This is a genomic window from Nonomuraea sp. NPDC003707, assembly GCF_053587055.1.
Genome location: NZ_JBSFNK010000002.1, coordinates 734,647 through 746,858, shown reverse-complemented (window position 1 = coordinate 746,858; position 12,212 = coordinate 734,647). Strand labels below are relative to the sequence as shown.

General features: G+C 71.7%; 6 protein-coding genes. 5 read left to right on the top strand and 1 reads right to left on the bottom strand.

Annotation, left to right across the window (positions count from 1 at the left end; genetic code table 11):
• Positions 1-540: 540 nt before the first annotated feature.
• A complete protein-coding gene (locus tag ACWDRB_RS07480) occupies positions 541-1,350 on the bottom strand; it encodes a class I SAM-dependent methyltransferase (RefSeq protein ID WP_449892256.1) in 810 nt (269 codons plus the stop codon).
• Positions 1,351-1,573: 223 nt separating this feature from the next.
• On the opposite strand from ACWDRB_RS07480, the gene ACWDRB_RS07475 reads away from it, so the two are divergent.
• From ACWDRB_RS07475 to ACWDRB_RS07455, 5 genes are read left to right on the top strand one after another with little or no spacing between them, the layout of a single operon-like run.
• Positions 1,574-3,094 (top strand): acyltransferase domain-containing protein, encoded by a 1,521-nt coding sequence (locus ACWDRB_RS07475; RefSeq protein WP_449892254.1) that lies wholly within the window; start codon positions 1,574-1,576, stop codon positions 3,092-3,094.
• The gene (locus ACWDRB_RS07470; RefSeq protein ID WP_449892253.1) at positions 3,091-6,015 is read left to right on the top strand and encodes an SDR family oxidoreductase; all 2,925 of its coding nucleotides are present in this window, start codon (positions 3,091-3,093) and stop codon (positions 6,013-6,015) included. Before ACWDRB_RS07475 ends, ACWDRB_RS07470 begins: the two co-directional genes overlap by 4 nt.
• A complete protein-coding gene (locus ACWDRB_RS07465; protein ID WP_449892252.1) occupies positions 6,012-8,555 on the top strand; it encodes an SDR family NAD(P)-dependent oxidoreductase in 2,544 nt (847 codons plus the stop codon). The genes ACWDRB_RS07470 and ACWDRB_RS07465 overlap by 4 nt, the downstream gene beginning before the upstream one ends.
• On the top strand, positions 8,552-9,886 hold the full coding sequence (locus ACWDRB_RS07460) for a cytochrome P450 (protein WP_449892251.1): 1,335 nt from the start codon (positions 8,552-8,554) through the stop codon (positions 9,884-9,886). The genes ACWDRB_RS07465 and ACWDRB_RS07460 overlap by 4 nt, the downstream gene beginning before the upstream one ends.
• Positions 9,883-12,192: an SDR family NAD(P)-dependent oxidoreductase gene (locus tag ACWDRB_RS07455; RefSeq protein ID WP_449892250.1), complete on the top strand. Its 2,310-nt coding sequence runs from the start codon at positions 9,883-9,885 to the stop codon at positions 12,190-12,192. The genes ACWDRB_RS07460 and ACWDRB_RS07455 overlap by 4 nt, the downstream gene beginning before the upstream one ends.
• Positions 12,193-12,212: the final 20 nt, after the last annotated feature.

The following is a 12,212-nucleotide window of genomic DNA, read 5'->3' as shown; positions in this document are numbered from 1 at the left end:
TGAACACGTCGGCGGCGGCCAGCGTGCCGAGGTATTCAGCCAGGTATCGCTGTTGCAGTGGCCGCCGACGAGGGGGCGCCATGGATATCTCATGGCGATGTCTTGGGCCCGCAGCCAGCCTGGGATGTTTCGCCGAGAGGCGACACGCACACCGGTACGCATACATTCACCGTGGGTCCGTCGGCTGATGCCGGCGGGCCCACGCTGTGTTCTTGGGCAGGCCGCCTCGCGAGGCCCTGAACGGTGCGGGGGCCCGGTCGAGGAAACGAGGGGCCGGCCGTCTACGACGACGTTGCCGCCCGTACCGGCGGCGTCGCAGCCTTCGCTCGTCGTGCGCCGCCCCCGGTCGCGCGGATTCCGTGCCGCAGACGCGAAGCCCTCCGGCGACGTTTCCTCCCTGGCGATTGGCCCGAGGGTGGTCCTCAGCCCGCTCAGGGACGCCGACGGCAAGTTCCTCGGGGCGTCGCCCTCACCCCGAATGGGGCCACCGCGTACGTCATCAACAGCGACTCGGACACGCTCGCTCTTTGGCGTGGTCAGTTAGCCGTCCGAGCCGGCATCTGACGGCGGTGCCTCGACGACGAAGACCAGGAAGGCAAGCTTGTCCGCGAAGTCCTGGAAGTCGTCCGGGAACAGCTCGCGGGCGGCCGGGTCGGGCTGCGGCTCGCTGATGACGGCGAGGCGGAAGCCGACGGCGGTGAAGGCGTCGGTCATCGCGTGCAACGGCCTGCGCCAGAAGGTCATCGGGAAGGACTTCCCGTCGAACGTCCACTCGTCGGTATGGCTGGTGGTCGCGAAATAGCTGCGCCGAGGAGGACTCTGGGTCACGTGCTCCACGAAAGGGTGGTTCACCGACGCGATCAGCCGGCCGCCGGGCCTGAGCACTCGCCGTATCTCGGCCAGTGCCGGCCCCCAGTCCTCCAGGTAGTGCAGCACCAGCGACGCGACCACGTCGTCGAACGCACCGTCGTCGAACGGCAGGGGGTCGCTCAGGTCGGCCACCTGCAGGTTCGCGTCGTCACCGAGCCGCCGCCGGGCCAAGGCCAGCATCCCGGCGCTGGAGTCGATGCCGGTGACGACGGCACCGCGGTCGCGTAGCGCGGCGGACAGGGGGCCTGAGCCGCAGCCGGCGTCCAGGATCCGGCGACCGGCCACGTCTCCGACGAGGGCCAGGATCGAGTACCGCGCCCAGTACTCGTTCAGGATGTTGTTCTCGGTTTCCGCCGAGTACGCCTCGGCGAAACCGTCGTAGTCGTTCACCTGGTCCGGATCCGCAGGCTGGGTTGCGGGCGAAACCCAGGAAGGATGCCCTGTGGCGCCATTCTCGGACACGTCGGTTACTCGTTCCATCGTCGCAGCCTAGCGATCCCCTCCCCCACCACCCTGCTCCGTGATAGATCCTCAGGCTGGGCAAGGCCGACATCAAGATCCGCCCCATCGGCCTGGAGACGGCCAGCGCAGTCGTGCGGGCCGCCCCAAAACCCGCAGGTTGGCCCTTCGTGGGCCCGAGGTCCATTTCACGGCTTTGCGATCACCCCTGACTTCACGCTTGCTTTAGGGGTGTCCGCGATGCATGCAGCGCGGTTACCTTGGCTTCATTCGAGCTCGCACGCGGAATATTCAACGCGAATCCCAGGAATGGGAATTTTGCCGACACCGTGCTCTGAGGGGGACCGGAATGCTGAGCTCCGTTGAAATTGTTGTGGGTCTTTTCCCGGGCCAGGGAGCCTATCTGCCGGGCGCTCTGCCACGGCTACACGCGCATGATCCCGGCACCGCCAAGGTGATCGAAACCATTGACACGGTGGCCGACGGCATTCTCGGAAAAGGCCTGAGCCGGGCCTTTTCCGATGATTCCGTCGATCAATTGGTCGAAGCGGCGCCGGACGTGCTCCAGCTGGCTGTTTTCGCCACTTCGGTCGCCGCCTTTCGTGCGCTCTCCGATCAGGGAGCGCGGTTCAGCGTGCTCGTCGGGCACAGTCTCGGCGAAATCGCGGCGCTGGTCGCCGGCGGCGCGCTGGACGTCGCCGAGGGCGCGGAGATCCTCTGCCACCGGATCACCGTGCTGCGTGAGCACGACACCAGCGGCGGCGGGCTGCTGGCGCTGGGCTGCGAGCCCGACCGGGCCCAGCAGATCCTCGACCTGCTGCCGACCTCCGGCGCCGTGATCGCGGTGGACAACGGGCCGGCGCAGACGGTGGTCGCGGGGCGGGCGGACGCGCTGCGCCGCACGGCGACGATCGCCACCGCGATCGGGCTGCCGTCGACCACACTGCACTCGCCGCATCCGTTCCACAGCCCGCTGCTCGCCCCGGCACGGCAGGAGCTCGCCCGCCGGCTCAGCGGATACGGCCGGAGGGGCCTGCGCACTCCCGTCTTCTCCCCTGTTCTCGGCCGCTACTACCGTGATTCCGACGACCTCGGCGAGCTGCTCGCCTCCCATCTCGTCACGCCGGTGCGGTTCGGACCCGCCGTGGAGCGGCTGCATCGCTCGGGCGCCGGCGTGTGGGTGGAGGTGGGCGCGGGACGCGCGCTGACGTCCCGGGTCCGCTCGATCGAGTCGTCCGCCTCCGTGCACACGCCGCTGCTGCCGGACCTGGACACGCTCCGCGAGACCGGCCGGTTCCTGGCTCCCGCCGCCGAGCCACGAACGGTCCGGCACACCGGCACGACCATGGCGTACCCGCCCGCGCCCGCCGCCGTGACACCGGAGCCGAGCACGCCTCCCGCAGTGACACCGGAGCCGAGCACGTCTCCCGCCCCGGTTCCGCCGCAGGACACGAGCGCGCCCTCCGCCCCGACGCCGCCGGCGGAGACACCCGCGCGGCCCACGTCGAGGGAGACGGTCGCCGTACGGGTGCGTGATCTCTACGCAACCACGCTGGAGTACCCGGAGGAGGTCTTCGAGGACGGCGCCGAGTTGGAGGCCGACCTCGGCGTCGACTCGGTCAAGCGGGTGGAGCTGATGGGCAGGCTCGGCGTGCTGTTCGAGCTGGGCCCGCCGCCTGACGACATGCGGATGGCCGATTACCGGACGTTCGGCCAGGTGGTGGACTTCGTCCTCGACTCGCTGGCCAGGGCGGGCACGACATGACGGGCTTCCAGGGCCGCGTCGCCCTCGTCACCGGCGGCGCGGGCAGCGTGGGCGCGCGCATCGTACGCTCGCTCGCCGAGTCCGGCGCCAGGGTGATCATCAACTGCTTCCACTCCTACGACGAGGCCAGGACCCTCGCGGCCGAGCTGGGCGACGGCGTCGAGGTGATCAGGGCGTCAGTGGCCAAGCCGGATCAGGTACGGCGCATGTTCGACCAGGTCAGCGCCACCCACGGACGGCTGGACCTGCTGGTGAACAACGCCGCGGGCGGGACGTTCACCGCCTGGGACGAGCTCGCGGAGGAGCACCTGGACCAGGCGTTCGAGGTCAACGTCAAGGGCGCGCTCTGGTGCGCGAGGGCGGCCCGCCCGCTGCTGGCCCGATCCGGCGCGGGCTGCATCGTCAACGTCTCCTCGCTCGGCGCGTCTTACGCCCCGGCCAACTACCTGCCGATCGGGCTGTCCAAGGCGGCTCTGGAGGCGCTGACCCGCTACCTGGCGGCGGAGTTCGCCCCGGACGGCATCCGGGTGAACACCGCCTCCGTCGCGCTCATGGACAATCCGGTCGGCCGCATGTTCCCGGGGTTCGAGTCGGTGAGCGCCAACCTGGTGGCGGCCACCCCGCTGGGGCGGCTGGCCACCCCGGACGACCTGGCCGACCTGGTCCTGCTGCTGGCCTCTCCCGGCGCGGGATGGATCACCGGGCAGACCGTGGTGGCGGACGGCGGCATGTCGTTGCAGCGCCGCGCCACGTCCCCAGACCCGGAGCAGAAACCAGACCCGGAGCCGAAGCCAGACCCGGAGCCTGAGCCAGAGCTGGAGACGTATTCCGATCAAGACGTGGATCCTGTCGCGGTGGTCGGCATGGGGCTGGCCGTGCCGGGGGCCAGCGATCCGGACGGCTTCTGGTCGCTGCTCATGGAGGGCGCGGAGCTGTTCGTCGACGTCCCGCCGGATCGCTGGTCGATGGCGGGCTTCCACGACGACGACCCGAGCGCCGCCGACAAGACCTACCAGCGCCGCTCGGGCTTCATCACCGGCTTCACGCCGCACCCCAAGCTGGCCGCCGAGCGGCCGGACGACGGGCTCGACTTCACCACGGTGTGGCTGCGGCACAGCGTGCACCAGGCGCTGGAGGGCGTGGCCAGGCGGGACGGCGACACGTACACCGCCTGTTTCGGCTTCACCCCCGACGGCAGCCAGCACCTGCAGGAAGCGCTCATCCGCGAGGAACTGGGCGAGGTCCCCGACTCCGTGCTGTGGCACGGTGACGCCACCCGATCGCAGCCGTTCCCGCACCGGATCGGCGCCAGCGCCATCGAGGGCCTGTTGCCGGCGGACACCCGGCTGCTCATGGTGGACACCGCGTGCTCGTCCTCGTTGTACGCGATCGACCTGGGACTGCGTGACCTGTTGTCCGGCCGGGCCGACGTCGCCGTGTGCGGCGGGGCGTTCGCGCTGGTCCCCAGCGGGTCGGTGCTGTTCTCCAAGCTGTACGGGCTGTCCAGGAGCGGAGAGGTGCGCGCGCTCGACAGGACCGCCGACGGCGTGCTGTTCTCCGACGGAGCGGGCGCCGTGGTGCTGAAGCGGCTGTCCAGGGCGCTCGCCGACGGTGACACCGTGTACGGCCTGGTCGCCGGGGTCGGCCTGTCCGCGGACGGCAAGGGCAAGGCCATCTACGCGCCGTCCAGCGCGGGCCAGGAGCTGGCCGTCGCCCGCGCGCTGGACAAGTCGCGCGTGGAAGCCGGCGAGGTCGACTGGGTGATCGCGCACGCCACCGGAACCCCGGCGGGCGACGAGGCCGAGTTCCTGAGCCTGCGCGCGGCCTACGCCGGGACGCATCCGGTCCAGGTGACCTCGAACAAGTCCCTGATCGGCCACACGGGCTGGGCGGCCGGGGTGGTGTCGGTCATCCACGCTCTTCTGGGGCTGCGGCACGAGGTCATTCCCGCTCAGCACCGCTTCTCGGCGGCCCCGGACAGCTTCGGCCTGGAGTCGTGCAATCTGGAGATCCCCGAGCGACCCGTGCCCTGGCCGGCGCGGCCGGACCGGCCGCGCACCGTGGCCGTGTCCGGCTTCGGTTTCGGCGGCACCAACGCGCACCTGCTGATCCAGGAGTTCCGGCCGGGCCGTCGCGGCAAGGCCGGCTACGGAGCCAGGACCGGCGAGCCCATGGTGATCGTCGGCTGGTCGGCGCACGTGCCCGGCGCCGAGAGCAACGCGCAGGTCGCGGAGTGGGCGCAGGGCAGGCACATCCTGCCGAACTCCTTCGGCGACGGCTACCCGAGCCCGCCGTTCGCCCGGCTGCGCCTGCCGGCCTCCACGATCCGGGCGACCGACCGCACCCAGCTCATGATCATCGAGTGCATGCACCGGATGGACCCCCGGATCCGCGAATTCTGCGGGCGGCACAGCCGTACCACCGGGGTGGTGGTGGGCCACACCGGGCCCACCAGGAACGCGGTCCTGTACGCGATCCGCGCCCACCTCGACGAGCTCGACCGCCAGGCCGTCCCCAAGGCGCAGGAGCTGCGCGAGCGCGTGACCGGACTGATCGCCGCGCCGGACGAGGACTCCTTCCCCGGCGAGATGCCCAACGTCATCCCCGCCCGGCTATGCAGCTACTTCGACCTGCGTGGGCTCAACATCGCCGTGGACGGCGGCGGAGCCTCGCTCGCCGACGCCTTCGAGGTGGCCGAGTGCTACCTGGGCTTCGGCGACGTGGACGCGGTCCTGGTCGCCGCGAGCAACGGCAACAGTCTCACGTCCTGGGGCCGCCTGCTGGGCTGCGGGGAGATCGGCGAGGGGACGTTCCTGTTCGCGATCACCAGGAAGTCGCTGGCGCTGGCCGAAGGCCTGCCGGTGCTCGCCGAGGTGTCCGTGGAGTCCACCGTGGAAGAGATGCTGGAGGCCATCGCATGACCCGCGCGAACTTCCTGGGCGCGCAGGGCGGGCGCGAGCTGATCGCCTTCCTGAGCGGCGCGCAGAGCCGGACGTCGGTCGAGCTCAGGGCCGACCGGCAGGCGAGCCCACGGGTGATCCGGCTGAGCAGGCAGCCGAAGGCGGCCAGTCTGCTGGACCGCCACGTGATCGAGCTGGCGCCCGCCCCACGCCGGCCCATCCGCTCCGCCCCGCCCGCGATCCCGGCGGACTCCGTCGTGCTCACCAACTCCACCGCGTTCCGCACCGCGCTGGCCCACCAGGACGGCCAGGCACCCCGGCACGTGCGGGTGCTGGTCGACGCCACCGATCCCAGCCTGCGCGAGGCCCGCTGGTCGGACCCGGTCCGCGAGCTGCTCGCCCTGCACGAGCGCACGTTCATGACGGCCAAAGAGTGCGCGCCACGCCTGGCGGGCGGCTCGTTCGTGGTGAGCGTGGTGGGCGGCGTCACCGAGGCGGGGGTGCCGCTGCCCGTCACCGGGTTGTTCACGGGCCTGGTCAAGAGCCTGGCGCTGGAGCTGCCCGACACGAACGTGCTCGCCACCGTGCATGCGGCGGCGCCGCTGGAGGAGGTGCTGGCCACGGTGAGCGCCGAGCTGGGCGCCGGCCAGCTCCTCCCGGTCACCTATCACGTCGGCGGGCGCCGGCTCACCCCGCGAGCGGTGCCCGCCGAGGCGGTGCCGGCCGGGATGCCGGACGGGATGCCGGCGCTGGGCCAGGACTCCTTGGTGGTGGCCGCGGGCGGGGCGCGCGGCATCGGCGCGCCGATCCTCACGGCGCTGGCCGGGCGCTACCGCCCGCGCATCGTGATCCTGGGCAGCTCCCGGTTGCCCGGCGACTCCGGGGAACTGCCCGAGCGCAGCACGTTCATCAGGGCCCAGCTCAACGGGCCGGGCCGGGTCAGCGTGGCCGAGGCGAACGCCAGGTTCGACCGGCTGCGCGAGCAGCGGCAGGTCCGGGACACGCTCACCGAGCTGGAGCGGCTGTCCGGGCCCGGGCGGGTCCGCTACCTGCGCTGCGACCTCCGGGACCCGGACGCGGTCAAGCAGGCCGTCGACTCCGTGGACGGCCCCGTCGACCTCCTGCTCAACATCGCCGGCACCAACCGGGCCTCCGACGTCACCGCGAAGTCCGTCGGCGACTTCCGCACGGTGCGTGACCTCAAGGTGCATACGTACCTGAACCTCAAGGAGGCGCTGCGCGGGCGGGAGCCGCGCCGCTGGTGCAACTTCGGCTCGTTCATCGGGCTGACCGGCCAGCGCGGCGAGACCGACTACGCCGCGGCCAACGACTTCCTCAACATGGCCGCGATGAGCGCGGAGAACGAGTTCACCATCGGCTGGACGCTCTGGCGCGACGTCGGGCTCGGTGCCACCCCGCTGATGCGCGCCTTCCTCGCCGAGATCGACGCGTACACCCCGATGCCGACCGAGGAAGGCGTCGACCATTTCCTCACCGAGCTGACCGCCGTGCGGGACGCGCCGGCCACGGTGTTCCTGGGCGACAAGGAACGGGAGCTCGTCAGGGGCATCCGGCCGGAGTTCCTGGACTTCTGCATGGGCGAGGCGCGCGCGCTGCCGTACATCGACACCGTGCTGCGCCGCAACGCCACGGAGCTGGTCGCGGAGCGCACGTTCACCCTGGACAGGGACGGTTATCTGGGGTTTCACCAGGTACGCGGTTATCCGACCCTGCCCGGCACGTTCGTGCCCGAGCTGGCCGCGCAAGCCGCGGTCTCGCTGGTGCCGAACCGGGTCCCGGTCGTCTTCGAGGACCTGCGGCTGGAGTCGTTCCTGCGGATCTACCGGAAGGACCGGCCCGAGGTCAAACGGCTCACCGCCACGCTGCTGCGCACCGACGAGCGCGAGTCGGTGGTGGCCGTCCGCGTGCTGGGCGACGTGGTGGCGCCGAACGGCGTGACCGTCGCCCGCGACAAGCTGCACTTCTCCGTCACCGTACGGCTGCGCGACGCTCCCGTGCCCGGCCCGAGGTGGACGCACTGGGACGAGCACGGCAGCAGGCCCCTCCGCGACCCCTACCACGCGCCCGGGTCGGACGTACTCCTGCGCGAGGTGTTCCGGTCGACCACCGGCACCCGGGAGCATCCGCTGGGACGGCGAGGCCGGCTCGCGCTCGACGCGCCAGCGCTGCGACGCTGGTTTCCCGACCTGCTGGTCCCCTCCGTCACGCTCGACGGTCTGGTGCGCGTGGCCGTCCTCCACACCGTCGCGGACCGCTGGACGCCCGTCGCGATCCCGCGCACGGTCCGCCGGATCGACCTGTACGGCGGCCACACCGACCTGACGCTCGCCGCGCTGACCGAACCGGTCGAGCTCTACGTCACCCCCGTCGACCTCGACCTTGAGGATCCCGAGCCGGAGAACCGGGCGATCGCGGTGGCCGCCGACGGCGAGGTGCTGCTCCAGGTGAAGGACATCACGGGCGCCATCGTCGGCTACGTGGACCAGGAGACCGGCCAATACGTCGACAGGGAACGATTCGACCGCCAGGAGCGCTCATGACCCGCCAAGGAACCTGCCCTGTCGCCCACGGCCCGGCCGGGCTGCCGGTGATCGGCGACGCCATCCCCTACTTCAAGGACCCGCTGGCCTACACCCTGCGCATGCAGGAACGCGACTCGCTGGTGTCGGTCAAGCTGCCCATCCCGTTCGTGCAGGTCACCGAGCCGGAGGCGATCGAGCGGGTGTTGCGTACCAACCCGGACAACTACGTACGGGGCAAGCTCTACCGCGGATTCTCCGGCGTCATGGGCTCCGGCCTGCTGACGCTCGACACCGACCAGTGGCGCGCGCCGCGCAAGGCCGTCCAGCCCGCGTTCAGCCTGCAACTCGTACGGAGCAACGCGCGCGAGGCCGTCGGCGCCACCGAGGAGGTCGTCCGCCGTTGGACGGAGCACGCGAAGTCCGGCGACGTCGTGGACGTGGCACCCGACCTGATGGACATCGCCGCCAGGGTCCTGGGCATGGCGCTGATCAGCCAGGACCTGTCGGGCACCGACTACGCGCGAGCCGCCGCGATCGCCAACAAGGTCATCTTCACCCGCACGATCATGGGCCTGCCCGCCATGATCCCCTCCTTCGTGCCGACCCGGTATCACCGCGACCGGAAGTGGGCGGACCGGGTGCTCGACGGCATCATCCACCGGGTGATCGGCTCGCGCCGCGCCAGTGGCGAGTACGGCTCCGACGCCGCCGGGCAGCTGCTCGGCGCCGGCCTTTCCGAGGCGGAGGTGTCGGACAACCTCCGCACCCTGCTGCTGGCCGGCTCCGACACCACCGGCCAGGCGCTCGCCTGGACGATGTACGAACTGGCCAGGCACCCGCAGGCCCGCCGCGCCGTCGAGCGCGAGGTCGACGAGGTGCTCGCGGGCCAGGCGCCCGCACCCGACCGGCTGGGCGAACTGGTGCAGACCACGGCCGCGATCAACGAGGCGCTCCGGCTGCACCCGCCGGTCTGGCAGTTCCCGCGCGACGCCGTCGAGCCGGACTGCCTGGCCGGCCGCACGGTGCCGGCGGGGACGACGGTCCTGCTCAGCGTGTACGGCACGCACCGCTCACCGGAGCACTGGTCCGACCCGGAGGCCTACGATCCCCGGCGTTTCCTCGACGACACCCAGGGCAAGCGGCACAAGTACGCCTTCCTGCCGTTCGGCGGCGGGCGGCGCATGTGCATCGGCAAGGGGCTGGCGATGGCCACGCTGGTGACCGCGGTGGCCATCCTGTCGCAGCGCTACCGGCTGCGGCTGTCGGGTGCGCACACGGTGCGCAGCGGGCACTACGTGACGCTGTTCCCCAGCGGCGGGATCCCCGCGGTCGTTCAGGAGCGGACATGACGGCCGCCGCGCCGGTCCGCCCGCACCTGGTGTCCTTCGACACCACCTCCTTCGTCCGGCCGGTCCGTCGCATGATCTGGGAGCCCGTACCGCACCCGCTTCCGCCTCCCTCCCCTGTGGCGCGGCGGCTGCTGGTCATCGGCTCCGACGCGGAGCCGGCCGCGGAGGTGGCGCGCGCGCTCGGCGCGGACCTCTGCGTGCCCGGCCGCGAACCCGAGCGGGACGACTGGGACGGGATCATCGACCTGAACGTCGTGGGCGTCCCCTACCGGTTCGACGGCGGGGAATGGCGGGACGCACTGGCCAGGACGACCCGGATGGTGCAGCGCAGATACGGTGCCTGGGGAGCCGACCCCCGCGCCGACCGGTACTGCTACGTCGCCGTCACCGCCATGGGCGGGCTGATGGGTTACCACGACGGGGCGATCGACTCCCCGCTGGGCGGAATCTGGGCCGGCTTCGCCAAGTGCCTGCCCCGCGAGCTGCCCAACCTCGCGGTGAAAGTCCTGGACGTCGACGCCGTCGACCCGGTCCGCCTAGCCGAGCTGCTGACGGCCGAGCTGGCGGCCTGGGACCTGTTCGAGATCGGCTACCGGCAGGGAGTCCGCCACGCCTTGAACGCGCGGCCGAGCCCGGAACCGCCGCCCCGCGTCGAGCTGGGATCCGACGACGTGGTGCTGATCTCGGGGGGCGCCCGTGGCGTCGGCTTCGCCCTGGCCCGCGGGCTCGCCGAGGAGGTCGGCTGCCAGGTCGTGGTGACCGGCCGCGACGAGCTTCCGGCCGACGCCGGCCGGCTGACCATGGACGACGCGGACTACTCCGAGTACTGCCGGGCCAGAGTGCGGTCCGCCCGCACCGCGAGGGAACTCCGGGACGTACGCGCCGCGCTCAAACGCGAGGCCGAGCTGCGGCAGGTCGGCGCGAACCTGGCAGCGGCCCGGCGGGACGGCCTGCGCATCACGTACGAGCCGTGCGACTGCGTGCGGCCGGAACAGGTCGACGCGCTGTTCGCCCGCATCCCCGATCCCAGCGTGATCGTCCACAACGCTGGCATCGACGTGCCGACCAGGCTCGACAACAAGACTCCGGAAGACGTGGTGCGAACGGTCGACGTGAAGGTGACGGGTTTCGCCAACCTCACCCGCGCGGTGCTCCACACTCCCGGGAGGCGGGACACGCTCAAGGTGTTCTGCAACGTCGGCTCGCTGGCCGGACGCATGGGCGGCATGATCGGGCAGATCGACTACGCCGCGGGCAACGAGGCTCTGTCCAGACTCGGGTTCTGGGCGCGCAACACGCTCGGGCTGCCCGCGCAGACGTTGTGCTGGCCGACCTGGGAGCGGCTCGGGGTCATCGCCAACTACGACGCGGCGGTCCGCTACGTGTCCACCATCGATCCGGCCGAGGGAGTCCGGCGGTGGATCCGCGAGCTGCGCTCCGGCCACACCGGGGAGGTCATGTTCATCGGCCAGGTCGGCAGCATGCTGGTGCCCACTCAGCTACGCGGCTTCCGGCTCTTCACCGGGCATCCGGATCTGCCCAGGTTGCACGGGCTCGCGCATTTCCTGGGCTCCGTCGAGCTGTTCGAACCGTCTCGCCGGCTACGCAGCAGCGTGATCCACACGCCGGGCTCTCATCCGTGCCTGAACGAGTTCACCGTGGACGGGCGTGCCGCGTTGCCGATCTCGGTGCTGATCGAGCAGGCGTGCTCGGTCGCCGACTGGGTCGTGCCGCCGGACCGGCCGCCGCAGCACCTGGTCGAGGTGCGGGACGTGCAGGTCCGGCTGTCCGCGCTGGTCCTGGCCCCCGACGGGAGCCGGTTCACCACCCGGGCGCTGGGCGAGACCCTGGAGGAAGGCTGGAGCGTCCAGGTCACGATCACGGCGGAGACCGGGGAGACGGCCGGGTCGATGCGACTGCTCTACCGGTCGTCGCCGCCGGCGCCTCCGCCGTCCGTGCCGCCATCGGTCATGCGCGGCGTGGCCGCTTCTGGCGGGCGGCTGGCCTGGTCGGGGCTGGTGCTCGGCGCGGGAGACCGGCTGCCCGCCGTGACCGCCGCCGATCTGTGGACGTCGCCGTTCCCGCCGCAGCACGGGATCGCCCCCGCCGCGCTCGACGCCGTGGTGCGCCGAGCGGGGCCGGTGACGGGCGATGTCGTCGAGATCGCCCGTGTCGTTCCGTATCCAGGGGCGCAGCAGGTCGACGAGCTCCGTCCGGTCGCCGGCGGCTGGGCCGGGCTGAGATCAGGCCGCCAGGTCCTGTCCATCGAGGGGGTGGCGGCCGGGCCCGCCCTGCCCACTCCATGAGCCCGCCCGAGGGCCGTTGC